22 protein-coding genes, 4 tRNA genes and 1 other RNA gene are annotated in these 25499 nt (G+C 51.4%); 5 read left to right on the forward strand and 22 right to left on the reverse strand.

The window, feature by feature from the left end; all coding sequences use genetic code 11:
- Nucleotides 1-18 precede the first annotated feature (18 nt).
- From uvrD to lptM, 6 genes are read right to left on the reverse strand one after another with little or no spacing between them, the layout of a single operon-like run.
- A complete protein-coding gene (uvrD, locus tag GBAG_RS00180; RefSeq protein WP_034492182.1) occupies nt 19-2181 on the reverse strand; it encodes a DNA helicase II in 2163 nt (720 codons plus the stop codon).
- A 57-nt stretch (nt 2182-2238) separates the two neighbouring features.
- Nucleotides 2239-2955 carry a 5-amino-6-(5-phospho-D-ribitylamino)uracil phosphatase YigB gene (gene yigB, locus GBAG_RS00185; RefSeq protein ID WP_034492184.1) on the reverse strand — a complete coding sequence of 239 codons (717 nt, stop codon included), beginning with the start codon at nt 2953-2955 and terminating at the stop codon, nt 2239-2241.
- Entirely contained in the window at nt 2955-3860 is a 906-nt protein-coding gene (gene xerC, locus GBAG_RS00190; RefSeq protein WP_034492186.1) for a tyrosine recombinase XerC, read from the reverse strand. The genes yigB and xerC overlap by 1 nt, the downstream gene beginning before the upstream one ends.
- Nucleotides 3857-4561, reverse strand: coding sequence for a DUF484 domain-containing protein (locus GBAG_RS00195; protein ID WP_034492189.1), 705 nt, complete (start codon nt 4559-4561; stop codon nt 3857-3859). The genes xerC and GBAG_RS00195 overlap by 4 nt, the downstream gene beginning before the upstream one ends.
- Nucleotides 4558-5382: a diaminopimelate epimerase gene (gene dapF / locus GBAG_RS00200; protein ID WP_034492193.1), complete on the reverse strand. Its 825-nt coding sequence runs from the start codon at nt 5380-5382 to the stop codon at nt 4558-4560. The genes GBAG_RS00195 and dapF overlap by 4 nt, the downstream gene beginning before the upstream one ends.
- Before the next feature lie 38 nt (nt 5383-5420).
- Nucleotides 5421-5627 carry an LPS translocon maturation chaperone LptM gene (gene lptM, locus GBAG_RS00205; protein WP_034492195.1) on the reverse strand — a complete coding sequence of 69 codons (207 nt, stop codon included), beginning with the start codon at nt 5625-5627 and terminating at the stop codon, nt 5421-5423.
- 128 nt (nt 5628-5755) lie between these two features.
- Between lptM and cyaY the strand changes: the two genes are divergently transcribed.
- On the forward strand, nt 5756-6076 hold the full coding sequence (gene cyaY / locus GBAG_RS00210) for an iron donor protein CyaY (RefSeq protein ID WP_034492197.1): 321 nt from the start codon (nt 5756-5758) through the stop codon (nt 6074-6076).
- On the opposite strand, the gene cyaA is transcribed toward cyaY, so the two are convergent.
- Nucleotides 6073-8628: a class I adenylate cyclase gene (gene cyaA / locus GBAG_RS00215; protein WP_034492199.1), complete on the reverse strand. Its 2556-nt coding sequence runs from the start codon at nt 8626-8628 to the stop codon at nt 6073-6075. The genes cyaY and cyaA overlap by 4 nt on opposite strands.
- 281 nt (nt 8629-8909) lie before the next feature.
- Between cyaA and hemC the strand changes: the two genes are divergently transcribed.
- The 4 genes from hemC (at nt 8910) to hemY (ending at nt 13037) form a co-directional block, all read left to right on the forward strand.
- Nucleotides 8910-9851, forward strand: coding sequence for a hydroxymethylbilane synthase (gene hemC, locus GBAG_RS00220; protein WP_034492202.1), 942 nt, complete (start codon nt 8910-8912; stop codon nt 9849-9851).
- Nucleotides 9848-10588 carry a uroporphyrinogen-III synthase gene (hemD, locus tag GBAG_RS00225; protein WP_034492205.1) on the forward strand — a complete coding sequence of 247 codons (741 nt, stop codon included), beginning with the start codon at nt 9848-9850 and terminating at the stop codon, nt 10586-10588. The genes hemC and hemD overlap by 4 nt, the downstream gene beginning before the upstream one ends.
- A 74-nt stretch (nt 10589-10662) precedes the next feature.
- On the forward strand, nt 10663-11838 hold the full coding sequence (gene hemX / locus GBAG_RS00230; protein WP_034492207.1) for a uroporphyrinogen-III C-methyltransferase: 1176 nt from the start codon (nt 10663-10665) through the stop codon (nt 11836-11838).
- Nucleotides 11839-11840: 2 nt separating this feature from the next.
- On the forward strand, nt 11841-13037 hold the full coding sequence (gene hemY / locus GBAG_RS00235; protein WP_034492210.1) for a protoheme IX biogenesis protein HemY: 1197 nt from the start codon (nt 11841-11843) through the stop codon (nt 13035-13037).
- Nucleotides 13038-13665: 628 nt separating this feature from the next.
- On the opposite strand, the gene GBAG_RS21895 is transcribed toward hemY, so the two are convergent.
- The 15 genes from GBAG_RS21895 to wecA form a co-directional block, all read right to left on the reverse strand.
- A non-coding RNA gene (locus GBAG_RS21895) (RtT sRNA) lies at nt 13666-13779 on the reverse strand.
- Nucleotides 13780-13815: 36 nt separating this feature from the next.
- Nucleotides 13816-13892 (reverse strand) — tRNA-Pro (locus tag GBAG_RS00240).
- Nucleotides 13893-13928: 36 nt separating this feature from the next.
- Nucleotides 13929-14015: transfer RNA gene (locus GBAG_RS00245), tRNA-Leu, on the reverse strand.
- A gap of 16 nt (nt 14016-14031) precedes the next feature.
- Nucleotides 14032-14107: transfer RNA gene (locus tag GBAG_RS00250), tRNA-His, on the reverse strand.
- 73 nt (nt 14108-14180) lie between these two features.
- Nucleotides 14181-14257 (reverse strand) — tRNA-Arg (locus tag GBAG_RS00255).
- Between the two features lie 156 nt (nt 14258-14413).
- Nucleotides 14414-15154, reverse strand: coding sequence for a lipopolysaccharide N-acetylmannosaminouronosyltransferase (wecG, locus tag GBAG_RS00260; RefSeq protein WP_034492212.1), 741 nt, complete (start codon nt 15152-15154; stop codon nt 14414-14416).
- Nucleotides 15151-16527 carry an ECA oligosaccharide polymerase gene (gene wzyE, locus GBAG_RS00265; RefSeq protein ID WP_034492214.1) on the reverse strand — a complete coding sequence of 459 codons (1377 nt, stop codon included), beginning with the start codon at nt 16525-16527 and terminating at the stop codon, nt 15151-15153. The genes wecG and wzyE overlap by 4 nt, the downstream gene beginning before the upstream one ends.
- Nucleotides 16524-17603, reverse strand: a complete 1080-nt coding sequence (locus tag GBAG_RS00270) for a TDP-N-acetylfucosamine:lipid II N-acetylfucosaminyltransferase (protein ID WP_034492216.1) — start codon at nt 17601-17603, stop codon at nt 16524-16526. Before GBAG_RS00270 ends, wzyE begins: the two co-directional genes overlap by 4 nt.
- Nucleotides 17600-18850: a lipid III flippase WzxE gene (wzxE, locus tag GBAG_RS00275; protein ID WP_034492218.1), complete on the reverse strand. Its 1251-nt coding sequence runs from the start codon at nt 18848-18850 to the stop codon at nt 17600-17602. The genes GBAG_RS00270 and wzxE overlap by 4 nt, the downstream gene beginning before the upstream one ends.
- Nucleotide 18851: 1 nt before the next feature.
- The gene (gene rffA, locus GBAG_RS00280; RefSeq protein WP_034492220.1) at nt 18852-19982 is read right to left on the reverse strand and encodes a dTDP-4-amino-4,6-dideoxygalactose transaminase; all 1131 of its coding nucleotides are present in this window, start codon (nt 19980-19982) and stop codon (nt 18852-18854) included.
- A 4-nt stretch (nt 19983-19986) separates the two neighbouring features.
- A complete protein-coding gene (gene rffC, locus GBAG_RS00285; RefSeq protein WP_034492223.1) occupies nt 19987-20676 on the reverse strand; it encodes a dTDP-4-amino-4,6-dideoxy-D-galactose acyltransferase in 690 nt (229 codons plus the stop codon).
- A 25-nt stretch (nt 20677-20701) separates the two neighbouring features.
- On the reverse strand, nt 20702-21964 hold the full coding sequence (wecC, locus tag GBAG_RS00290; protein WP_034492225.1) for a UDP-N-acetyl-D-mannosamine dehydrogenase: 1263 nt from the start codon (nt 21962-21964) through the stop codon (nt 20702-20704).
- Entirely contained in the window at nt 21961-23094 is a 1134-nt protein-coding gene (gene wecB, locus GBAG_RS00295; protein WP_034492228.1) for a non-hydrolyzing UDP-N-acetylglucosamine 2-epimerase, read from the reverse strand. The genes wecC and wecB overlap by 4 nt, the downstream gene beginning before the upstream one ends.
- A 62-nt stretch (nt 23095-23156) precedes the next feature.
- Complete coding sequence (wzzE, locus tag GBAG_RS00300; protein WP_034492231.1) at nt 23157-24206, reverse strand: ECA polysaccharide chain length modulation protein; 1050 nt, start codon at nt 24204-24206, stop codon at nt 23157-23159.
- A 23-nt stretch (nt 24207-24229) separates the two neighbouring features.
- Nucleotides 24230-25321, reverse strand: coding sequence for a UDP-N-acetylglucosamine--undecaprenyl-phosphate N-acetylglucosaminephosphotransferase (wecA, locus tag GBAG_RS00305; RefSeq protein ID WP_034492234.1), 1092 nt, complete (start codon nt 25319-25321; stop codon nt 24230-24232).
- Between the last annotated feature and the right edge of the window lie 178 nt (nt 25322-25499).

Below are 25499 nucleotides of genomic sequence, written 5' to 3' on the forward strand. Positions count from 1 at the left end.
ATGAGTTATTCCGCTGACTTACACGGTTTCAAGATGTGCATAAGCGGCAACTAACCACTTAATTCCTTGTCCTGGGAATGCCACCTGAACCCGGCTATGTTCGCCGCTCCCTTCCAGGTTAACGATGGTGCCTTCACCAAATTTTGCATGACGGACACGCTGCCCAAGTTTGTAGCCAGTGTCGTTTTCGGAAATCGGTGTTCCCATACGTTGATGGCTAACCGGGCGGCTGATACTGGCACGTAGGCGAACTTCTTCCACACAGTTTTCAGGCAACTCGCCAATGAAACGAGAAGGACGGTGGTACACCTCTTTGCCGTATAGACGACGGGTTTCGGCATAGGTAATCGTGAGTTTTTGCATCGCTCGCGTCACGCCAACGTAAGCCAGGCGGCGTTCTTCCTCCAGGCGTCCGCCTTCATCCAGCGACATCTGGCTTGGGAACATGCCCTCTTCCATACCGACGATGAATACTTGCGGGAACTCCAGCCCTTTCGCCGAGTGCAGCGTCATCAGTTGCACTGCGTCTTGCCAGGTATCGGCTTGCCCTTCACCGGCTTCAAGTGCCGCGTGAGACAAGAATGCTTGCAGCGGCATCAGGTCTTCGTCTTCATCCTGATAGCTGAACTGGCGCGTTGCCGTGACCAGTTCTTCTAAGTTTTCGATACGCGTCTGGCCTTTCTCGCCCTTTTCCTGCTCATACATAATCATTAAGCCCGAGTCCTTGATAACCCGGTCGGTTTGTACGTGCAGCGGCATATCGATAGTTTCATGTGCCAGTGCGTCGATAAGTTCCATAAATCGTTGCAGCGCAGAGGCCGCACGTCCCGCCAGCGCTTTTTCTTGCAGCAGCAAACGGCAGGCTTGCCACAATGTGAGTTGTTTATCGCGGGAGGTCTGACGCACTACGTCTAATGTACGATCGCCGATGCCACGCGTTGGCGTGTTAACCACGCGCTCAAACGCCGCATCGTCATTGCGGTTGGCAATCAGGCGCAGATACGAGAGTGCATCTTTGATTTCCTGACGTTCGAAGAAGCGCATGCCGCCATAAATGCGATATGGCATGCTGACCTGCAACAATGCTTCTTCCAGCACACGCGATTGGGCGTTGCTACGGTACAGAATCGCGCACTGCTCGAGCGCTCCGCCTGCTTCCTGCCACGTTTTGATGCGGTTAACCACAAAACGCGCCTCATCTAATTCGTTGAATGCGCAATAAAGTGAGATAGGCTCGCCGTCGCTGCCATCCGTCCACAGCTCTTTGCCTAAGCGACCCGAGTTGTTCGCAATAAGGGCGTTGGCGGCATTCAAAATGTTGTTGGTGGAACGGTAGTTTTGCTCAAGGCGAATGGTTTGTGCGCCGGGGAAATCGGTCAGGAAGCGTTGGATGTTCTCAACTTGCGCGCCGCGCCACCCGTAGATTGACTGATCATCGTCACCCACGATCATCACTTTGCCAGTATCGCCCGCCAGCATGCGAATCCACGCGTACTGAATGCTGTTGGTATCCTGGAATTCGTCCACCAGAATGTTGGTAAAGCGTTCGCGGTAGTGGTTAAGAATATGGGGTTTGTTCAGCCACAACTCATGCGCACGCAGCAATAGCTCGGCAAAGTCCAACAGGCCTGCGCGGTCACAGGCTTCCTGGTAGGCCTGATACACTTTCTGCCAGGTTTGCTCGACCGGGTTGCCATAGCTTTCAATGTGATGCGGACGTAAACCCTCGTCTTTTTTGCCGTTGATAAACCACATGGCCTGGCGTGCCGGCCACTGTTTATCATCGAGATTCATGGCTTTAATCAGGCGTTTTAACAAGCGCAGCTGATCTTCGCTGTCCAGAATCTGGAAATCCTGCGGCAGGTTAGCGTCCATGTGGTGCGCACGCAGCAAGCGATGTGCAAGGCCATGGAAAGTGCCCACCCACATACCGCCCTGGCTGGTTCCCATCAACTGGCCGATACGGTGGCGCATTTCCGCCGCCGCTTTGTTGGTAAACGTCACCGCCATAATAGAATACGGCGAGCAGTTTTCCACGCTAATCAACCACGCAATGCGGTGCACTAATACGCGCGTCTTACCACTACCCGCCCCTGCCAGCACCAGCATGTTGCTACGCGTGGCTGCGACGGCTTCGCGCTGTTTGTCATTGAGGCTGTCGAGCAGGTAAGAAACGTCCATTGGCACCGCCGTTGAGGAGATAAAAATATACTGTGGTTTTATACAGAATTAATCAGATTATATCAGCGCGGTGAGGGATGCCAACTGCGAAATTTCCAGATGTGGCAATAAACGGCTGTCATTAATCTGCATCAGATCGCCATCACGCAGGTTTATCCAGCATGCCTGCATCCCACAGCGAACGGCTCCGGCGACGTCTGTCGTCAGGTCATCACCCACATGCAGAATGTGGCCGAGCGGCACATCGAGCTTTTCAGCCGCCAGGTGATACATGTCGTTGAATGGCTTAGAGCGACCGTGAGGGCCGGCGCGCAGTACAAACTTGAAGTACTTATCGAGGCCGAAAAGGTGCGGCTCGGCGTTACCGTTGGTAATCGCCACCAGCGGCCATTTCTCACCAAGCTTTGCTAATGTGTCGTGCGTTTCTTGCGGCACGTCGATTTGGCTGCGCCAGTGGGCGAAATTCGCCATACAAGCCAGTGCGCCAGCGGCTGCTTCATCTGCTGACAAACCCGCATCCAGCATCGCTTGTTCAACGGCACGGCGACGCCATTCGGTCACATCGTGGTAAATATCCGGTTCTGCGAGGCGCAGCGCATGCCGAATATGCAGAAAATCTTGACGTTGCAGGTGGTTAAGCTTCGGATGGTAATTTTGCACGAAGCTCATTGATTCACGTTCGGTACGCGTAATCACTTCGCGGTTGTCGTACAGCGTGTCGTCGAGATCAAAAGTGAGCGCGGCGATAGGCCCAAGTGGGCGGTAAAAGTGCATTACGATTTCCCTCGTTTAGCGCGTGGATGGGCTGCATCATACACCGAGGCTAAGTGTTGGAAGTCGAGATGGGTATAGATTTGCGTAGTAGAAAGGTTGGCGTGGCCTAATAATTCCTGCACGCCGCGCAGATCCCCGCTCGATTCCAGCATATGCGTGGCAAATGAATGGCGCAGTTTATGTGGATGCACATGGCTGTTTAGCCCCTGTTTTATCCCCCACTCGCTAAAGCGTTTTTGAACGTTGCGTGCCGAGATGCGTTTCCCCAGTTTTGAGAGAAATAACGCATCGTCGTCCGGGCCAAAAAGCTCACGCAGATCCAGCCAGTGCTCAATCCAGGTGACCGCAGATTTCCCCACCGGCACCCGACGCTCTTTGCTGCCTTTCCCCATCACCCACACTTCACCCGTCGCCAGATCGATGTGGCGACAGTCCATATTCACCAGTTCGGAGAGACGCAACCCCGCGCCGTACATCACTTCAAGCATCGCACGGTCGCGTACCGCGAGCGGATCGTTAATGTCGATATCCAGCAGGCGGCTCACGTCATCGACGTCGATATTTTTTGGTAGGTGGCGACCCGCTTTCGGCGTGGAAATCCCTTTTGCGGGATTGGCTTTGAGTTGACCCTGGCTAACACACCAGTCGAAAAAGCTGCGTAATGCAGAAAGGCGTAACGCCAGGCTTGATGGCCCAAGCCCCGCTTTGCGGCTGCGAACCGTGATTGAACGAACCGCGGCAGCATCGCACTGTTGCCAGGTACTTAGTTTCATCTCGCTTGCCAGGCCGATTATCGCGGTAAGCTGGCGGCCATAATTGAGCAGAGTAAGCGGGCTTAACTGGCGCTCCACTTTCAGGTAACGCAGAAAACCCTCAACAGCGGTTTGCAGCTGGGAGTCGGTCATACTCGCTCGACCCAACGCTCCAGCAAATCTGGCAACATTAGCGCCAGTTCATGCAGTAATTGTGTACCTTGCCCTTCCTGGTAATGCTGGGGATCACGGCTACTGAATACCAGTACGCCTAAATCCGCATCGCTGCCCATCAGAGAAAGCGCCACCGAGCCAATCGCTTTCGCCTGAGGCAAAACGACCAGTAATTCAGGGCCATTTAATGACCCAAGATAATGCTGCCTGTCGCCCAGACGTTGAATACGCAGCGGCTCAAAAGCCTGGCGATTCAATGCCAGATGGGTGAAATCAGAAGGAGCACCAATCCGCCAACGGTCTGCAAAAAGACGCACATTCGCGCCCGCCAGACCCATTTCGCGCGCCCAACGATGCAAGCGGTTCAGCATGTCCTGCAAGCTGGTGGCAGAAGCCAGACGGCCTTGCAGCTTCAGTAAGCGGTAGAACAAACCTTCATTGGCACTCGCCTGCTCCATCAGCAAGGTCATGTTTTCTTCAAGAAAATTGATGTGGTTACGGCTACGCGCCATATGCCATTCAACCAACGAAACCGTGCCGCGTACCGGATGCGGCACTTGCATCTGTTCTACATGCTGGGCGTTACGAATAAAGAAATCGGGATGACGCAGCAGATATTCCGCCACCATGCGGTCATCCAGTTCCAGTACGGCTTCTTGCTGTTCCTCGGCATTCTTCATAGATGTATAAATCCATCATAGACGTGGGCCGCCGGGCCGGTCATAAACAACGGGGTTCCCGGCCCTTTCCAGGCGATATCAAGACGGCCACCAGGCAGCTCCACGCGAACCTGTTCCGCAAGTATTCCTTGCAAAATGCCCACGGCGACTGCGCCGCAAGCGCCACTGCCACAAGCTTGTGTTTCTCCGGCACCACGTTCATAAACACGCAGGCGGATATGTTCTCTGGTCACGACTTGCATAAAGCCGATGTTCGCCCGCTCAGGAAAGCGTTCGTGGTTTTCCATCACCGGCCCCAGAGTCTCTACGGCGGCGGTCGTCACTTCGTCAACCTGAATAACGCAGTGCGGATTACCCATCGACACGACGCCGCACATAATGGTCTGTTCGGCGGCACGCATAATATAGGTCTTTTCCGCTTTGTTGGCGCGGAACGGCACGGCGGATGGCTCGAAATTCGGCTCGCCCATATTCACACGCACCAGTTCATCTTCCGTCACGCTCAGAACCATGCGGCCATTGGCGGTGCTGACACGAATATCGCGTTTGTTGGTCAGCCCTTTCAGGCGCACAAAACGAGCGAAACAGCGTGCGCCGTTGCCACATTGTGAGACTTCGCTGCCGTCGGCATTGAAAATGCGGTAATGGAAATCGAGGTCGGGATCGTATGGCGGTTCAACCACCAGCAGCTGATCGAAACCCACACCTAAATGCCGGTCTGCCAGGCGACGAATCAACTCAGGGGAGAAATAGACGTTTTGAGTCACCGCGTCGACGACCATAAAGTCATTGCCAAGGCCATGCATCTTTGAGAACTGCATCTTCTGCTCCATATACGCGGCTACTTTTTAAATGTTTTCTAGTAGATAACCTGAGTCGGTGCGTTATCAGTCCCACGGTCGTTACGTTCCGGCGCGGTAGATTGTGTTTGTTTATCCGGTGTTACCTGGCTCGTAGGCTTGGTTTTGCCATCAGCGGGCGGAAAATACAGAGGCCCTTTAAGACCGCAGCCAGAAAGACTGGAAAGTGCCAGCAAGAGTGCCAGTGGGCAGAAAATTTTCTTCATTATTGAGATGCCTGTAATCCAATATTCTGTCTTCTATCATCGCAGGTGATCCCTGAAAAGCAATACTCTTTTCTATTGGCGGGCGTTGCTTTTATACTGCCGTAAAGACGAACAACTGAGAAAAACATATGAACGACAGTGAATTTCATCGCCTGGCCGACGGCCTGTGGTCAACAATCGAAGAACGCCTGGATGACTGGGATGGTGACAGTGATATCGACTGCGAAATCAATGGTGGCGTGTTGACGCTAAGTTTTGAGAATCGCAGCAAGATTATTATCAACCGCCAGGAGCCTTTACATCAGGTGTGGCTTGCCACCAAAAGTGGGGGTTACCATTTTAATCTGAAAGACGATAAGTGGATTTGCGACCGCAGCGGCGCAGAGTTTTGGCAGTTGCTGGAAGAAGCCTGCACACAGCAAGCTGGAGAGCCAGTTAGCTTTAACTAGCTATTGCTGTACTGCTGAAGCAGCGGGGTTGAGCTATCGTCATGATTAGCCGGCGTCGCTGCTGTAATGGCCTGGGTGCGGAATGGAATCACCTGTGAGCGCCCATCTACTTTCACAATTTGATAGAACTGTGGCAAGTTGAAATTGATAAAGCTTGAGCCATAGGTAAAGCGGTCGTGTGAAGACGAGTAGAAGCGGCTGACGTCGCGCACTAAATCTTCTTTGCTTCCTTCACAGTGGTGATAAACCTCTGCCCGGTTAGTCTCATCCAGAATATAGATATTAAATCCCTGGTCCTCATTCGATTCTTCAAAGAAGAACTGAATGATCCCTTCACTGGCAAAACCATCTACCACCGGCGGCAACTGAACCTGCTGGTTAGTTTCAACCTGCACCGACAAGCCATGCAGTTTGTTATGGGAAATCGCGCCGTAGAACTCGACCGCATTCTCCAGTTTTTGCACCGATACGCTCAGGCGTTCAAAGAACAGCCCCCACGTTTGGCCAGAAATACGCAGCGCTTTAAAGCGGCCCGGCTCCTGACGTGTGCTCGATAAACGGAAGTCGATACATTCAGAAACCAATTGCTGAACGCGGGTGCGGATAAGCCCACGCAGATGCTGGCTATAGCAGAACACTTCAACGCTATCCGGTGGCGCGGCATCCTGGTGCATTTTGCCCAGAATGGTTTTCAGCGCCTCAATCATCGACTGTTCGCCGTTGAAGTGCAGGGTACGCACTTCATTCCAGGAGTTGCGGTAAAGCAGGTCAACGCTTCCCACCAGGCACTGTTGTTGCTGCCCGAAACTGAACACATCCAGCTTACGGAAATCGAAATGAACCACCTGATTGCGGAATGCCGCCGTCGGGTCGTATTCGAGGTTAACGATAATCGCCAGATGGCGAATTTCGCACGGGCTATACAACGCTTTGGCGGTTGGCGCAGGCAAACGCAGCGGGAAGTGGTGCGAAACGTCAGCCACCATTTCCTGCAATTTTGGCAAATCACAAATGCCGTTGCCCTTAATAAACAGGCGGGTGCGCGAGGTCAGCAGGCCGTTGAAGTAGGCCCATGCCACCAGCTTATTAAGATAACGGTTATATTCCAGCGGTTGATGGCTGATGATCGAATCCATGTTTGGCGCACGGTTGTAGAGATACCAACCTGAACGGTTAGCACGACCCGGCGGAACATGGATAAAGGTCAGGTTCGGTTCTGACAAATCAGGAGAAATCTGCGGGTTAACCAGCGTGACTTTACCCGGTAGCGCTTCAAACGCTGCGTACAGTTTACGGGTCAATACACCGATATCTTGCGGGCTTGCACTGACGCTGAGGTTGTTACGACGAGCGAAACGAATCAGGTTGCGATAGCTTTGCATCATCGCATCCAGAAGTTCGTTGTGCGCATCGCGAACCTGGTCGATTTTCCAGTTAGCGCGGTTATCGAGCATCGCCAGACGCGGTTCGTCCCAGCCCCAGTCTTTGACCAGTTGGCTTAAAACTTCACGACGCCAGCCTACACAGGCACGCTCGCGAGACAGTTTTTCGCACACTTTCAGATAGAAACAACGACGCACTAAATCCAGGCGCGCAGTGTCTTCGATTTGCGTGAGGTAATGGGTCACACGCTCCAGCATCATGCAGTACGGATCAAGCCCAAAGGAGACTATCTCGCCATCATGCAAGCGCTGCTTAATGTCTTTTGCCAGTAAACGAGTATTCGGGTATTCCCAGGAATAGGCTTCCAGCAGCAGCGTTTTCAGCACCGCTTTATAAGGTGAATCGATACTTTTATAGAGCTGCCACAGGCTGGCTCCAAAGTACTCTTCCGCCGACAGCGTGCTTAAACCACCGAGATCCAGCCATTCGTTTGGCGTGAGCACGCCCTGCGAGTAGAGGCTCATCACGTAATCATCGTAATGATCCTCTTCGTCGCCAGGCACCATACTCCACAGAATACGTTTACCCGCCAGGCGTACTGCGGTGCGGTAGAATTCATCGAGCAACAAGATGTGTTGGGTAGAACCACAGTCTTCGCCGCCCAGACTGCCGCTTTCGTTGTGGCGGAAGCGGTTTTCATCAATCAGGAAGAAGCTGACCTCAACACCTAGCGAAGCGGCCCAGCTTTCCAGCACGCTACATTTACGTTGCAGCAACTGGCGCTCGTCGTTATCGAGCCATGACTGGTGACAAACCCAAATATCCAGATCGGATGAACAGCTCTGCCCAACGGACGAGGTACTGCCCATTGAATAAAGGCCAGTGATAGGCAATTCACCCGATTCTGTTGTCTGCGGCGGCATGCCGCGCATCAATTCGAGTTCGTTGAGGTAGTGACGTTGGGTTTCATCAGGCGTGTAGATGCATATGCCATGTGGAACGTTACCCTCAAGGTAACCTGGCATCAGCGGGTGATGATAATGTAACAATGTTGGCAGAAGACTGTAGACCTGTTGGAAAGCAGGCCCCATGGCAGCAAGTGCGCGATCTACACGCAGTTGGTTAATGGCATCCAGTCTCTGTTTAAGAGTCTCAATATAGAGGTACAAGACATATCGCCTGATGGTTTCAGTATTACGAAAAAACCCGTTTCCCGGTTATTGCCTCTATTATAAACGACAAGGCAAAGAATTGCTGGAAACGTGATCAATTTAACACCTTGCTGGTTGACCGTAAAGAAAGATGCGCTACTCGCCAAGTTCCTTACCGTCTACCCGCTTTATCTTCCATAATACGAAATATGTCCCTCTTTTCCGCAAACCCGTTGAAACTGACAGCCTTCCTTGAAGAGTGGTAGGATGGTCAGGGACGATAATTACGGTAACAAGCAATGTTAGACAATGTATTAAGAATTGCCACTCGCCAAAGCCCATTAGCACTTTGGCAAGCACAATATGTCAAACAACGCCTCGAAGCGTGCCATCCCCAGCTCACGGTTGAACTGGTGCCTATGGTTACGCGTGGCGATATCATTCTTGATACACCGCTGGCAAAAGTAGGCGGTAAGGGATTGTTTGTCAAAGAGTTGGAACTCGCACTGCTTGAAGGCCGGGCAGATATTGCCGTGCATTCAATGAAAGATGTGCCGGTCGAATTTCCTGAAGGCTTAGGTTTAGTGACCATTTGCGAACGCGACGATCCTCGCGACGCCTTTGTCTCGAATAATTTCGCCAGTCTGGATGATTTACCCGCAGGCAGCATCGTGGGTACTTCAAGCCTACGCCGCCAGTGTCAGATTGCCGAACGCCGCCCGGATCTGGTGATTCGTTCATTGCGCGGCAACGTTGGCACCCGTCTGGGTAAGCTCGACAACGGTGATTATGACGCGATTATTCTGGCAGTAGCCGGGCTGAACCGTCTTGGTCTGCAATCACGTATCCGTTACGCATTACCAGCGGAAGTGTCTCTGCCCGCTGTAGGCCAGGGCGCGGTGGGGATTGAATGCCGTCTTGATGATGAGCACGCTCAAGCACTGCTCGCTTCACTTAACCATGAAGAGACTGCAACTCGCGTCCGTGCTGAACGCGCCATGAATATGCGCCTTGAAGGTGGGTGCCAGGTGCCGATTGGCAGTTATGCAGAATTGAAAGACGGTGAGCTATGGCTGCGGGCATTAGTGGGCGCACCTGACGGCTCGATTCTGGTACGTGGTGAACGCCGCGGTAAGCCAGAAGACGCCGAAGTCATGGGCGTTTCGCTGGCAGAAGAGCTTCTCGATAAAGGCGCGCGCGAAATTCTTGCCGCCGTTTATGACGGAGATGCTCCGGCATGACGATACTGGTCACCCGCCCTTCCCCCGCAGGGGATGAATTAGTGAGCAGACTGCGCGCACTGGGGCAGGTGGCGTATAGCTTCCCTCTCATCGAGTTTTCCCCGGGGCGGCAGTTGGATAAATTGCCGTCCATGTTGGCGAGCCTTTCCGAAGGTGACCTGGTATTCCTTTTATCGCAGCACGTTATACATTTTGCTCATCCGCAATTAAAGCAGAACGCTATGTCATGGCCTGCAAGTCTTGCCTGGTTTGCTATTGGACGTACAACTGCGTTAGCTTTTCACACTGTTAGCCATTTACCGGTTCGTTATCCGCAAGACAGAGAAACGACGGAAGTGTTGCTACAATTACCTGAATTACAAAATGTTGCCGGGAAACGGGCGCTCATTTTGCGTGGGAATGGTGGTCGTGAACTGTTGGGCGAAACGCTGGCAGAACGCGGCGCAGAGGTCATTTTCTGCGAATGCTACCAAAGAAATGCCAGGATTTATGATGGAACGGAAGAAGCCTTTCGCTGGCGCGAACGTGGGGTTTCAACGCTGGTCGTAACGAGCGGTGAAATGCTACAACAACTTTATGCACTCATTCCCGAATGGTATCGAACAAATTGGTTACTCCACTGCCGGCTTATCGTCGTCAGTGAGCGTCTGGCAGGCCTTGCCCAGGAATTGGGCTGGCAAGATATTCGGGTCGCCGATAACGCTGACAATGATGCGCTGCTTCGCGCATTACAATAAACCTTGACCCAAAATAATTCGAGTTCCAGGAAGGCGGCTTGAAGCATGAAGGGTAAATAATATGGGATGCCACAATGACGGAACAACAGAACACCTCCGCCATGGTTGAAGAGACCACACCTGCGGTAGAAAACAAACCGCTTCCAGAACAACCACCACAAAAAAATCGTAGTGGTATTGCAGGCATTGCGCTGGGCGCTATCGCCATTGCAATTGCTCTGGCGCTGGGTGCAGGTCTGTACAGCTACGGTAAGCATGAGGTGGCGGCACAAAACACCACCAGCGATGCTCTGGCAACGCAACTGACCGCGATCCAAAAGCAGCAAGAGCAGCAGCAATCAGCTCTGGAAGCCACCATCAAGCAGCAGGCCACTGCGCTTGAAGAGTCGAATCGCCAACAGGCAAATCTGGCGCGTGAACTGAATGAAGTACAGCAAAAAGTCGCTACTATTTCTGGCAGCGATGCGAAAACATGGCTGCTGGCACAATCCGACTTCCTGGTGAAATTGGCAGGGCGCAAACTGTGGAGCGATCAGGACGTCACGACCGCCGCCGCATTATTGAAAAGTGCCGATGCCAGCCTGGCAGATATGAATGACCCAAGCCTGCTTCCCGTTCGTCGTGCGCTAACAGACGACATATCAACGCTGTCTGCGATTACTCAGGTTGATTACGACGGGATAATTCTCAAGCTCAATCAGCTTTCTAATCAAGTTGATAACCTGCGTCTGGCGGATAACGATACCGACGATACGCCGATGGATTCCGATGGTAGTGAACTTTCTTCTACCGTGACTGAATGGCGTCAAAATCTGACCAAAAGCTGGCACAACTTTATGGATAGCTTCATTACTATTCGTCGCCGCGATGAAACCGCCGTTCCGCTTTTGGCTCCGAACCAGGATGTTTATCTGCGTGAGAACATCCGTTCGCGCTTGCTGGTTGCAGCGCAAGCAGTGCCACGTCATCAGGAAGAAACCTACAAGCAATCGCTGGAAAATGTTTCGACCTGGGTGCGTGCTTATTACGACACCAGCGACAGCGTGACAAAATCTTTCCTTGATGATCTGGACTCGCTCAGCCAGCAAACCATCAATATGGATGTCCCGCAAACTCTGGAAAGCCAGCCGCTGCTGGAAAAGCTGATGCAGACTCGGGTGCGTAATTTGCTCGCTCAACCCGCTGCAAATGCCAGTGCTCCAGCAGAACCCGCGCCTGAACAGGCTCCCGCACCCGCTCAAGGAGAATAAGCATGATTAAAGTCTTATTACTCTTTCTGCTGCTGATCGCCGGGATCGTACTTGGGCCAATGTTAGCCGGGCACCAGGGTTACGTTCTGATTCAGACTGACAACTACAACGTCGAAACCAGCGTCACGGGTCTGGTGATCATTCTGATCCTGACCATGGTAGTGCTCTTCGCCATTGAATGGGTGCTGCGCCGCGTATTCCGCACCGGTGCTCGTACTCGTGGTTGGTTTGTTGGGCGCAAGAGCAGTCGCGCACGTAAGCAAACAAAAGCTGCATTGCTGAAACTGGCTGAAGGTGATCACCAACAAGTTGAAAAGCTGATGCTGAAAAATGCCGATCATGCCGAGCAACCTGTGGTGAACTACCTTATGGCGGCCGAAGCTGCACAGCAACGCGGGGATGAAATTCGTGCCAATCAGCATCTTGAACGAGCTTCCGAACTGGCAGATAACGATCAATTACCGGTCGAGATTACCCGTGTTCGTTTGCAGTTAGCCCGCAATGAAAATCATGCCGCGCGTCATGGTGTCGATAAGCTGCTGGAGATTTCTCCGCGCCATCCTGAGGTTCTGCGTCTTGCAGAAATGGCATATGTCCGCACCGGTGCGTGGGGTTCGTTACTCGATATTTTGCCAGCGATGGACAAAGTACAGATTGGTGACGAAACTCATCGCCTCGCATTGCAACAGCAAGCCTGGATTGGCTTGATGGATCAGGCAATGGCGGAGCAAGGCAACGATGGTCTGAAAACCTGGTGGAAGAATCAAAGCCGTAAGACTCGCCACGAAACCGTGCTGCAAGTCGCGATGGCAGAGCATCTTATTGAATGTGACGATCATGACGCCGCGCAGGAAATCATTCTTGATGGCCTGAAGCGCCATTATGACGAACGTCTGATATTACTGATGCCGCGCCTGAAATCTGGCAATCCGGAGCAGCTTGAGAAAGCTCTGCGCCAGCAGATCAAAACGCAGGGCGATCGTCCGTTGTTATACAGCACGCTCGGCCAGTTGCTGATGAAACACGGTGAATGGCAGCAGGCATCCGAGGCTTTCCGTGAGGCAATTAAACAGCGCCCAGACGCTTTTGATTACGCATGGCTGGCTGATTGCCTGGATAAGCTGCATAACCCGGAAGAAGCGGCTCTGATGCGCCGTGACGGTCTGCTGCTCACTCTGCAAAACAACACGGGTTCGTAACACCCAAGGGCGATCTCTTCGCCCTTTTCCTTTCTCGAATTCCCTCTCCGTATGCAAAAAAAAACACCTGCCAATAGGCAGGTGTTAAAACAGGTCTGTATGACAACTAAGTGGTGCTTCACTCAACGTTGTGTCCATGGTGTTGGATGAGGTCTGAAAGACGACATCTGTCGGTGGACGATAAGCACCGTAATCGGCTCTGCGTCATTCCTGGGTTTATGAAGCCTAAGCAAACATAAGAAGTGGAATGAGCATCTACACATATATTATTGCATGATGCATGCCAGGTTTGTATTCGAAATTAATATGACAATGTAATTTCTTTTTGATCAGTATGTTATGCGATTCATTGTTGGCGCAGCGCTGGCTGTTTAAGGACCCTGGTTGGATAGCATAAATGTCTCCATTTAGAGACAGATAAACAGGCAATCAAAACTAGTTATTTATATCAATGAGTTATGAGTCACCAAACGGCGACAACAAAAGCAGGAATGTCGCAAATAAGAGACTGGGATTGAGATGGACTGTTTTCGCAAGGGTGTCGGATGACGCTGCGCTGATACGACCTACGAAACGGTAAACTACAGACGTAAAAAAGCCCAACCTTTCGGTTGGGCTTTCTTGAATTTGGTCGGCGAGAGAGGATTATTCCCCTGCGGGCCGTTGCTAAAGCAACGTTGTCTCGCTTCGCTCGGCTCAAACCTCCTTCGGAGATTCTTATCCTCTTTAAACTACAGACGTAAAAAAACCCAATCTTTCGATTGGGTTTTCTTGAATTTGGTCGGCGAGAGAGGATTCGAACCTCCGACCCACTGGTCCCAAACCAGTTGCGCTACCAAGCTGCGCTACTCGCCGAAATACTGCTTCACTTCTTATTGCTTAACTTAGAGATGGTGCGAAGAGAGGGACTTGAACCCTCACGTCCGTAAGAACACTAACACCTGAAGCTAGCGCGTCTACCAATTCCGCCACCTTCGCAATATCACTAAATTAATGGGGTGGCTAATGGGACTCGAACCCACGACAACTGGAATCACAATCCAGGGCTCTACCAACTGAGCTATAGCCACCACTGTAAATCTTTTCGCGCGGTCTTCTTTCTAAGAAAGTTGAGCCGCCGCAGCTCCAGCGCCATTCAAATAATGGTGCGCCCGACAGGATTCGAACCTGAGACCTCTGCCTCCGGAGGGCAGCGCTCTATCCAGCTGAGCTACGGGCGCATAGCGCCGTTGCGGGGTCGGATATTACGGCCTTCATGCCCACCTGTCTAGTGCTTATTTCAATAAAATGCGCATTTGGTTACGCTTTGCACATTCTGATGATTATACAGCCAAAAACACCCGCTAAACTCGCTTTATCTCTACAAACACTGCCGCTTACAGCCGTCCTGTGTAATGCCAGCCCAGATATCGCAGCAACTTAATTTGACGCGTAATGCGGCTCGGTTGCGACAATAATCGATATAACCACTCCAGACCCAGGTTTTGCCAGACCTTTGGCGCACGTTTCACATGGCCGGTGAAAACATCGTAGGTGCCACCCACGCCCATATACAAAGCATCAGGATAAACCTTGCGGCAATCGCGCATGAAGATTTCCTGGCGTGGCGATCCCATCGCGACCGTGATTATCGCCGCACCGCTGTCGCGAATACGCTCGAATAAAGCGGCTTGTTGTTCGGGTTTAAAGTAGCCATCCTGACTACCGACAATATTGACCTGCCACTGCCCACGCAGCTTTACTTCAGTTTGCGCCAGTATTTCCGGTTTGCCGCCAATCAGAAACACAGGTGTCCCCTCCCGCCCGGCACGCTGCATCAATGCTTCCCAGAGATCGGCTCCTGGTACACGCGACACCACGGCCCCCGGAAACTTTTTACGAATCGAGCGCACAACACTGATGCCATCTGCGTATTTGTATTCTGCATTCTCGATTAACGTTCGCACTTCTTGCTCACGTTCAGCAGCAAGGATTTTCTCAGCGTTAATCGCCACCAGCGTCCCACTACGCAGCGAGCCACCTGCGTAGAGATAATCCAAAGCATGTTGCATATCGCGCCAGCCCAAAAGCTCCAGGCCGCGAATCGCATAAGACGGAGCGGTAGTTAGCTCGTTCATGATATTCCTTGTGATGCATTTTGGGAGTCAGACATCACGCGTGGCGAACGACGTAGCCGTTGATGAACTAATCCCGCACTATCAAATAACCAGTAAAGGAGTTTTGCCAGCAACAGGCAGGCACCAAAAATCACAATGAAAAACACCACGCGGGAAACAAAGGAATCAAGCCCCTCTCTCGCCAGCACAATCATGTTAAAGATGGCCCCGAAACAGAAGCTATGCAAAATGGCAGCTTTATACTTGTTGGTTTCCCGGTTGCCCAGTTCATACAACCAATCAAACCATTTGATAATCAGACCCACCACAACGGCACCCAGCGGGATAAACCACACGCCGCCCATAACCACCAGCGATCCAATTAACGTCGGTGAAATCGCCAGCCCTGAATGGTTGTTGAGGATTTCCCAGGTAAAGTAGTTCGCGCTATTCAGCACGATGCCCGGACGACTCGGCCATAACCAGGTGGGGATAAAGACATAGAAATCACGGACAATCGGTGCCAGGCCCTGGAACTCAATTTTGTCGTAATTTTGCAGCAGTAACGCGAGATTTTCCCACGGCGAGAAAGTATCGCGCGTCAGATACAAGAAGGTATAAAACGCTTCGTCGCCGCTCACGTCCATACCGTAGCGCTTTAGCGCCAACCAGAACATGCCGACAATGCCGAATATCCCCGCTGCCGCCAGCATCCACAACGAAATCCAGCCGCGAATAATACCGATGAACAAGAAGATGGCGAACGCGATGATAATATTGGCGCGAGTCCCGCCGACAATCATATAAGTCAACAAACCAAACGCGACGGTGCTGACCAGGAAAAACATCCAGGAACGGCCATCCTGCTTGAGAAAATAGACCACCAACATCGCGGGAATAAAGAAGTAGAAGAAGCGTTTTAACGCAACGCCTGAGACTTCGCTGGAGAATATCTGGCTGTACGAATGCAGTTTAAACAGCAAGAAACCGTTATGCATAAAGAAGATGCCGACGCTCACCAATGCCACTACGGCCAGCATCACCCACGTCAAATGCGTTTCAACGCGATTCATCGTAAACACAGGCTGCCGAACCGCGTTGCTTCGTTTCTCCCGCAAGCGTGTTTTGTAGGCAACATAATAGATGCCATAAAAGCACGCGGCTGCTAGCTGCGCTTGCAATAGAACGTCTGCTGGAACGACTGACACCCCAAAGCGGAAGACTAATGTGCAGGTAAACGGAAAGCCGAAGAAAAACGTCAGCAAATACAATAGCGAGAAGAAGACATTGAAATTAAAACGTACCCGGCGGAATTCCTGGTACGTTAAAATGCCAATGAACATTACCGAGACAAACCAGACCACAAACAAACCGCCAAATTGCAGCAAACTCATGCGGTTTCTCCTGATGCAATGTCCAGCGCCCGAATCCACCCATCAATGTAATTAGGGTTAAAGAAGGCAATTTGCTGTTTATCCAGTAAGCGTAGCTGACGCTGCGCTTCGCGCACAATCGGCTCATCAAGCGGGTCGCCGGCGAATAGCACCGGAATGTGCTGCTCCGTCATATCCTGCCAGAAAGGGTTTTTGCGGCTCAACACGCAGGGTATCCCCGCCTGAATCAGCAGACAAAGGGTGCCGATTCCTTGTTGGCGTTCGAAAATGAAATAGCCGAGGTCACACTGACGCAACATCGCCAGGTAATCATCAAATTCCATTTTTTCGGTCAAAATTTGCAGATTTTCTTCGCTGAAAAACGCTCGCCCAGCCTGCCGCACTTCATTGATATAAGTATTATTGTTGGCCGGATAACCCATTGGCACGACCACGCGAACCGTATCGCCAAACTGATCGTGAACAGCTTTCAGTGCGGCAATATGTTGGTTGCTCAGGTCGCCCGAATTGCCGACCAGCACCGTCATTTTGCCTGTTTTAGGTTCACTGTTGGCAAGCATGTTGAGCGATGGGTCCATACGCGTCGGGAAATAAATCAGTTCCCCCGGCACGCGCGGGTGGCGTTCACGAAAATAATTCAGGTCACCACGGGTTGCAAACACGCGTCCTACTCGGCCCTGCGCGATGCGACGCAGCAAGTAAAACAGCCGAAACTTGAGGCTACTGGAGGCTTCATAAACATCGGCGCCCCAAATGTGCCAGTTCATCTGAGCGGGTTTCAAACCACCCGTCAGCAGGGCAATCCACAACGCACTATTAAATTGACCATGGAAGAAAAAGCGTTGTTTCCGATTGGCACGGGCCTTTTTAGTGACGGCCTGTGCCAGCGCTTTTTTGGTTGGATAAAGCATGACAGCAAGCGTCGGAAAAGCCGACAGCAGCGAGTCGTCCTGTGACACCACCATAAACTGGCGGGCGTGCGGATTCGCGGTAGCCAGTGCGTCATTAAAGAAACGCAGTACCGTTTGATTATGATGCGGGATATCCGATCCCAAAACGTGAATCAGTGTCGTCATGCTCGTCTACGATAAATAAGAAAAACGCTGCAACAGAGCGTGAAGTAAATGATATACGTTGCCATATATGCCTGCGCCGCGCCGAGCGCACCATGCGCAGGTATAAGCCAATGCGAAAAACCGGTCAATAATGCAAACTGGCTGATTTCAGTCAAAATATAGAAGCGAAGCGAGGCTTTGGCTATCACCAGATAACCAAATACGTAGGAGCCCACTTTCAGTACGTCACCCACCAGTTGCCAGGCGAAAAGATCGCGCATCGCAATAAACTTATGCGAGAAAAGCAGCCAGATGGCGAAATCACGCAATAGCCAGACGGTAAAACTCGCCAGAGCTACAGCGGGCAGCACAAATTTCAGTGAGCGAAGAATCTCGCGGCTGATGTCATGTTTGCTGGTCAGGCGGGAAAGCGTTGGCAGCAAATACACGCTAAACGAAGCGGTAATGAATTGCAGATACGCATCCGAAATACTGCTAACACCTTGCCAGATTCCGACATCATCCCAGCTGTAATGCGCGGCAAGCAGATTTCGCATCATCACGTATGCCACCGGCAACGTTACCGAGGTGATCAACGCCATGATGGTGAACTTGCCAAGACTGCTGGCATAGACTTTATCCCACTGCGGTTTGAGATAACCGAGCGGTACGTGTTCGCGGCGAACCAACATAATACCAGCAGGAATCAGTACCAGCGCAGGCACCAACGCCAGTCCCAACAGCGCCCCCTGATAACCGCCCAGGCGGTAGCAAATGTAATAGGCCAATACGCCAATCAGACTGCCGCCAATCAGTGCCAGCGCATTACCCGCCGCATCACGAAACCCTTTCATGATGGCCAGCGACAAGTTCGCCCAGGCAATACCCATTTGCACGAGCGCAACCAGACGCACTAATCCCTGGTAGTTTTCATGCCCGAATAATCCAAGGCTAATGGGCTTTGCCGCCACCACAAAAATAATGGCTAAAAGCGTCGAGAAGCCCAACACCATGGCTGATGACGTACCGATAACTTTGCGCAGCTGCTCGGGTTGGTCGTGGTACTGCGCGACATATTTCGTCACGCCATTGAAGATCCCCGCCCCGGCAAGCACACCTAAAACGATGACCATCTGGCGGAAGTTTCCAGCCTGCCCAACACCACTTGGGCCGTATGCCACGGCCAGCAGTTTCACCACCAGCAAACCAGCAGCAATTTTTACCAGCGTGGACCCTGCGGTCCACACTGAGGCTTTCGCGAGTGACATATCAGGAGAAGAAGCTTAACAACGTATTGATAACAGTACGCTGGTTCGCTGGAGACAGGTTATAGAACAGTGGCAAGCGCAGCAGGCGCTCGCTTTCTTTAGACGTGAAACGGTCTTCGCCGTGGAAGTAACCAAACTTCTCGCCAGCCGGGCAATCATGTAATGGGATGTAATGGAACACCGCCATAATTTCTGCCTCTTTGAGATAGGCAATCAGCGCGCTGCGATCGTCAATATTACGCAGTTTGATATAAAACATGTGCGCGTTCTGCACACAGTCTTTTGGAATCGATGGCAGTTCAATGCGCCCGGCTTTAGCCAGAGGTGCCAGCGCGTCGTTATAGGCATGCCACAGTTTCAGACGCTGTTGGTTAATCTTTTCAGCGGCTTCCAGTTGCGCCCAAAGATACGCGGCTTGCAGATCTGCCATCAGGTAGCTTGAACCAATATCGCGCCAGGTATATTTGTCCACCTGCCCACGGAAGAATTGGCTGCGGTTGGTGCCTTTCTCGCGAATAATTTCCGCACGCTCGATAAGCGATGCGTCGTTTATCAGCGTCGCCCCACCTTCACCGCCTGCGGTGTAGTTTTTGGTTTCATGGAAGCTGAAACAGCCAATGTGGCCAATTGTTCCTAAGGCGCGGCCTTTATAGGTCGACATCACACCCTGTGCGGCATCTTCCACCACAAAGAGTTTATGTTTAGTCGCAATCGCCATAATGGTGTCCATTTCGCAGGCAACCCCCGCGTAATGAACCGGAACAATTGCACGCGTTTTCTCGGTGATAGCCGCTTCAATCAACTTCTCGTCGATGTTCATGGTGTCCGGACGAACATCAACAAACACAATTTTAGCCCCGCGCAATACAAACGCATTGGCAGTCGAAACAAAGGTATAGCTCGGCATGATCACTTCATCGCCGACCTGGATATTCAACAGGAGTGCCGCCATTTCCAGCGAGGCGGTGCAGGATGGCGTCAGCAGCACTTTTTTGCTGCCAAAACGATGCTCCATCCACTGTTGGCAACGGCGAGTGAAACCGCCATCGCCACAGAGCTTGCCGCTACCCATCGCAGCCTGCATGTATTCGATTTCGGTACCTACTACTGGAGGAGCATTAAATGGGATCATTTTTTCACCTGTATAACCAGAAGGCGGTGCTTTCAATATTGGCACCGCTTTGAATATAACGTCGCAGAGCAGCAGTATTGCTGGTTTGCGTAGCCACTCGCAGCGTGTGTAAACCGCGTTGCTGGCACCATGAACGGGCGACATCCATTAACTGTCCGCCCACTCCGCGTCCAGCGAGTAATCCTATACGCGCTTCAGTGTCACTGAGCTGGCGCATGCTCACAAAACCCCGTACCGCTTCGCCACTTTTTAGCACCAGGCATTCATGGTCGAAGGTGCCGAGCACGGCATTCTCAATCCACTGGGCGTAAAATCGGCCACTATCCGCAGGCTGATACCAGGGTGCGCGAAAACGGCTTTGTTTGAATATTTGGGCAGCCAAATCCCGCAAAGTAGGGATGTCAGCGTGGGTCGCACGCGGCATTGCAAGTGCAGCATTTTGCGTGCCAACGGTGAGTGCAAAATCGACTTCCCCTTCAACCAGTTGAAAACCAAGTTGCTGTAAACCATCCAACAGCGCGGTTTGATGGGTAGCGATTTTCGCCTGCACGCGGGAAAACGCGTCAAGATCTTGTGAAGTCAGCAGCGGGGCGTCTTCTGCAAAACGCAGAATTGCGCTGTTCACGGCAAAGAATTGATTCTCCCAGTCAAGAGATTCAATTCTTGCGTAAACAGGAAGAGATAAAAGCGTCATGGGCTTTTTCAGTGCCTGGCGTGGTTTAGCGCCAGACTCCTTTGGTATCAACAATCCAGCGTTGCTGAACTTGCTCGACCGGAATGGCTTTGAATACCTGGTGATCAACCAACATCACCAATACATCAGCTTGCGCGAGGGCTTCATCGGTAGTGGCTAATTCACAATGCCCGACCAGCTTTTTCGGCAACTGGTGGATGTTTGGCTCAACAGCCAGCGTTTTACCGCTATGCCAGGCGCTGAGCATCTCAGCAATTTCCATGGCAGGGCTTTCACGCAGGTCGTCAATATTGGGTTTAAAGGCCAGACCGAAGCAGGCAATCGTAATTTCACTGGCCCGTTTGCCTGTTTCTGCGAGGCAATCAGCAACGGCCGCTTTCACCTGGTTGATGACCCAGTGCGGCTTACCGTCGTTGACTTCACGCGCGGTACGAATCAGTTGTGCCTGTTCCGGATTCTGCGCCACGATAAACCACGGATCAACCGCAATACAGTGCCCGCCGACCCCAGGGCCTGGCTGCAAAATATTAACGCGCGGATGTCGATTCGCCAGGCGAATCAATTCCCAGACGTTGATCCCTTGATCAGCACAAATAAGTGAAAGCTCGTTGGCAAAGGCAATATTCACGTCCCGAAAACTGTTTTCGGTGAGCTTGCACATTTCTGCCGTGCGGGAGTTCGTTACTACGCACTCGCCTTCCAGGAAGATTTTGTACAGTTCGCTCGCACGAGCAGAACACACTGGCGTCATACCGCCAATGACACGGTCGTTCTTGATAAGCTCGACCATCACCTGGCCTGGCAGCACGCGCTCAGGGCAGTAAGCGACGTTGATATCTGCCGTCTCACCTGCCTGATGTGGGAACGTCAGGTCTGGACGCAGCTCGGCTAACCACTGCGCCATTTGTTCGGTTGAACCCACGGGAGAAGTGGATTCGAGAATGACCAAGGCACCTTTCTTTAAAACTGGAGCGATAGACTCAGCCGCAGCTTTGACAAAAACCATATCTGGCTCGTGGTCGCCTTTGAAAGGAGTCGGCACCGCAATCAAATAAGCATCTGCTGCAACGGGTTGGGTACTGGCACGTAAAAAACCGCCTTCCACCGCCGTTTTAACCACCTTATCCAGATCCGGCTCAACAATATGAATAGCACCACGATTAATGGTGTCTACCGCATGCTGGTTGATATCTATACCGACGACGTTTTGCTGTTTTGAAGCAAAAGCAGCTGCGGTCGGTAATCCGATATAGCCAAGACCAATAACAGAGATGGTTGCAAAACTCATTGTTGTGTCACCTGATTATTCTTCAATGCAGCCAAAATTTGTTCACAAGCTTTGCCATTTCCGTAAGGGTTATGTGCCCGGCTCATGATTTGATATTCATTTTCGTCTTTCAGCAAACGTGTCACCTGGCGGACAATTTCTCGAGTATCCGTCCCGACCAAACGCACAGTACCTGCATCGACAGCTTCAGGACGTTCAGTGGTATCACGCATAACCAGCACGGGTTTACCCAGTGACGGTGCTTCTTCCTGGATGCCGCCTGAATCAGTGAGGATCAGGTAAGCCTGGTTCATCAAATAGACAAACGGTAAATATTCCTGTGGGTCAATCAGCACCACATTTTTGACATCGCCAAGAATACGAGTCACAGGCTCGCTGACATTCGGATTCAAATGCACTGGATAAACAATCTGGACATCACTGTTTTCTTTGGCAATTTCAGCTAACGCGTGACAAATTCGTTCAAAACCATCGCCAAAGCTTTCGCGGCGGTGGCCGGTAACCAGAATCAGTTTTTTGCTGCTGTCCAGGAACGGATGGCACTCCGCCAGGGAAAGGCGCAAGTTGTTATCGGCATAGACACGGTCACGAACAGAAATCAGCGCATCAATGACAGTATTACCAGTCACGAAGATTTTATTGTCGCTGATATTTTCACGTAGCAGGTTCTGTCGGGAGTTCTCAGTAGGCGCAAAATGGTACATCGCCAGATGCCCGGTAATCGTTCTGTTCGCCTCTTCAGGCCATGGAGAATAGAGATCCCCAGTACGCAAACCCGCTTCAACATGCCCGACAGGAATACGCTGATAAAAAGCAGCCAGACTAGTGGCAACTGTGGTTGTCGTATCGCCATGAACCAGCACTACATCGGGTTTAAATGACTCAAGTATCGGCTTTAATCCCTCGAGAATGCGGCAGGTAATTTCTGTCAGCCCTTGCCCCGGCTTCATGATGTTCAAATCATAATCCGGCTCGATAGAAAATAGATTCAGCACTTGATCCAACATCTCGCGATGCTGTGCTGTCACGCAGACTTTTGCGTCAAAAAACGCGTCTTTTGCCAACGCTTCAACCAGAGGAGCCATTTTAATAGCCTCCGGACGCGTGCCAAAAACAGTTAACACTTTCACAGCAATTCTCTTTTGTTAAAAAAGGTGAAGGCCGTCCATCGAGCCTTCACCGGGTAAGGGCGTTATAACAATTTTGGACGGCGGGCTAATGCCACACCAGCGCCAATCAGGGCCCCAACCATACCCCACATAATCAGCAAGAATGCCCGGCGCGGGCTATCGCGCTTCACAGGTTCTTCAGGGGTACGTAAATAGCGGTAGGTTTGGAAGCGAGCGTCGAGCGTTGGCCCCACGTTCAGCGTCGACAACATGGCACGATTCTGGTCATAGTCGATGTCATAGTTTGGCCCTACTGCCTGCAAGCTTTCAAGCCGTGCTTGCAACATTGGACGTCCTAACATGAACATTTCGGAATCGGGTAACTCGTCGGCAGGAACTTCGGTTTCACTTTTAGCAATATTTTGCTGCTGCGCAATCTTCAGCGCTTGCTCAACGCTATGAACTTTGCGGTCGTAAATAGACTTAGCGACTTCTTCCTGGCGTTTAACTTGCGCCTTCATCTGTACAGTGCGAGCAGACCAGGCACCCGTCAGCTCTTCGTTCAGATGGCTCGCCGCACGCTGGCTGGCAAAAGCCACATACTGACGCAGCAAGTTATTGGCATCAGCCGCAGTCTCAGCGATTAATTTCACACTGTCGCTGGTATTACGAGCGATGTCACCGGCTGTAAATTGAATATTATCAACAAGTTCATCTAACAGTGCGGCATCAACTTTACTGTTGCCAACCTGACGCTGCTTGTAATAGTCAGTCTGTAACCAAAAATCACGGCGTGTATCGTAGGCAGACAGCTGCATGATGAATTCTTTGTACGCTTCATCCATCACCGAAGGTTGATCAACCGGCAGCATGTTGGCTCTGAGGTCGAGATTACGCAGGAACTGCTGCTGCGAATAATATCCACCCAACATATTGACCGTCGGGCGATCGGTTATCGCGTTAGCGCTCCATTCTTGCCTGGCAAAGAAGGTGTAGATTAACGCAATGGCAGCAAACAAGACTGCGATACCCATAATCCACAACTTCCCTTGCCACAGTGTCCGGAATAAACCACGAATGTCCAACTCGTTGTCTACCATCCCCGGGTTATTTCCTGGCACGTTTTGTTTCATCACTTCCCCAATTACTTTCAGAATTAAGAAATGTTGCTGCTGTTTCTGCGTTGCCGACGCTTATGACGTCTTATGAAACGCGCCACTTTCCAGGCTCGTTTGATGCAATAATCATATAGGACAAATGCTAGCAAGAATAATGCCAACATCACCCATTCAGGTATGAAATGTATGTATTCTGCTGCTACACCAATGCTTGCGAGTAACGCTGCGGCAGCGGTGATAAGCACAAAGGCCTGACGGGATGTAAAGCCCGCGCGCATGATTAAATGGTGAATATGCTGGCGGTCTGGAGAGAATGGACTCATCCCCTTACGTAACCGGCGGTACATAATGGCAATCATATCCATGAGTGGGATGGCGATAATCCACAGCGCGGTCACCGGGCTAATAGGATGCGTTTGCCCTTGCGTGGTTTCCAGCAAGATCCAGATAACGGTAAAACCAATAAGAGTACTGCCTGCATCACCCATAAATACTTTATAGCGACGACCCAGCACCCCGAGGTTTAAAAGAATATAAGGCAAGATGGCAGCTATCATTGCGAAGCACCACATCGCCAGACTCAATTGCCCGTCGAAATAAAGGATGATTCCCATTGCCGCAAAGGAGACGCAAGAAAGCCCACCTAACAGGCCGTCAATACCATCAACCATGTTGAAAGCATTTATTGCAGCCCAGACCGCAAATAAGGTTAAAAAATAACCGAATGGGCCAAGCACCATTTCCCACGAGCCGAAAATATACCCAAGACTTACCAGGTATAATTTACCGACAAACATCATCACAAGGCCGATTAATGCCTGTACAGACGCTCTAATTTTTACGCTGATATCAAAGCGGTCATCCAGAGCACCGACCAGCACCAGTACCCCTGCGCAGGTTAAATAAAGCCACGCATGCGGGATGTAATAATTAGCAATCAGGAAGGTAAAACAGATACCGGCATAAACAGATATGCCTCCGACCAAAGGGATTAGCCCCTGGTGGCGTTTGCGGAAGTTAGGTTTATCGACCAGACCGATTCTTTTTGCTGCCTTGCGCGCAAAAAAAAGAAATACGGTAGTAAATAAAAAAATACTTATCAGGTCAGTTCCAGCGGTGATTAAATTCACAGTGCAAGCTCTCTGCAAAATAAAAGGTCAAGGCAATCTCATTCAAAGTGTGCCCCGTCCAATGGTTATATACATCTAATCCCTGAACATCCTGCTTATTATTTAAACAACACTGTCCGAGTGTTGATACTAATAACAATATGGCATCCGTTGCCACAGTGGGTGCTTAACTGCGATC

It is taken from the genome of Buttiauxella agrestis ATCC 33320 (assembly GCF_000735355.1).
GTDB lineage: Bacteria > Pseudomonadota > Gammaproteobacteria > Enterobacterales > Enterobacteriaceae > Buttiauxella > Buttiauxella agrestis.

Coding starts and splice junctions, on each gene's coding strand:
- wecG (WP_034492212.1), bottom strand. CDS start 15,154: ATGAACGAGCTAACTACCGCTCCGTCTTATGCGATTCGCGGCCTGGAG.
- wzyE (WP_034492214.1), bottom strand. CDS start 16,527: ATGAGTTTGCTGCAATTTGGCGGTTTGTTTGTGGTCTGGTTTGTCTCG.
- wzzE (WP_034492231.1), bottom strand. CDS start 24,206: ATGAAACAAAACGTGCCAGGAAATAACCCGGGGATGGTAGACAACGAG.
- uvrD (WP_034492182.1), bottom strand. CDS start 2,181: ATGGACGTTTCTTACCTGCTCGACAGCCTCAATGACAAACAGCGCGAA.
- rffA (WP_034492220.1), bottom strand. CDS start 19,982: ATGATCCCATTTAATGCTCCTCCAGTAGTAGGTACCGAAATCGAATAC.
- cyaY (WP_034492197.1), top strand. CDS start 5,756: ATGAACGACAGTGAATTTCATCGCCTGGCCGACGGCCTGTGGTCAACA.
- wecC (WP_034492225.1), bottom strand. CDS start 21,964: ATGAGTTTTGCAACCATCTCTGTTATTGGTCTTGGCTATATCGGATTA.
- GBAG_RS00270 (WP_034492216.1), bottom strand. CDS start 17,603: ATGACGACACTGATTCACGTTTTGGGATCGGATATCCCGCATCATAAT.
- GBAG_RS00195 (WP_034492189.1), bottom strand. CDS start 4,561: ATGAAGAATGCCGAGGAACAGCAAGAAGCCGTACTGGAACTGGATGAC.
- lptM (WP_034492195.1), bottom strand. CDS start 5,627: ATGAAGAAAATTTTCTGCCCACTGGCACTCTTGCTGGCACTTTCCAGT.
- hemY (WP_034492210.1), top strand. CDS start 11,841: ATGATTAAAGTCTTATTACTCTTTCTGCTGCTGATCGCCGGGATCGTA.
- rffC (WP_034492223.1), bottom strand. CDS start 20,676: ATGACGCTTTTATCTCTTCCTGTTTACGCAAGAATTGAATCTCTTGAC.
- hemC (WP_034492202.1), top strand. CDS start 8,910: ATGTTAGACAATGTATTAAGAATTGCCACTCGCCAAAGCCCATTAGCA.
- yigB (WP_034492184.1), bottom strand. CDS start 2,955: ATGCACTTTTACCGCCCACTTGGGCCTATCGCCGCGCTCACTTTTGAT.
- dapF (WP_034492193.1), bottom strand. CDS start 5,382: ATGCAGTTCTCAAAGATGCATGGCCTTGGCAATGACTTTATGGTCGTC.
- xerC (WP_034492186.1), bottom strand. CDS start 3,860: ATGACCGACTCCCAGCTGCAAACCGCTGTTGAGGGTTTTCTGCGTTAC.
- hemX (WP_034492207.1), top strand. CDS start 10,663: ATGACGGAACAACAGAACACCTCCGCCATGGTTGAAGAGACCACACCT.
- wzxE (WP_034492218.1), bottom strand. CDS start 18,850: ATGTCACTCGCGAAAGCCTCAGTGTGGACCGCAGGGTCCACGCTGGTA.
- hemD (WP_034492205.1), top strand. CDS start 9,848: ATGACGATACTGGTCACCCGCCCTTCCCCCGCAGGGGATGAATTAGTG.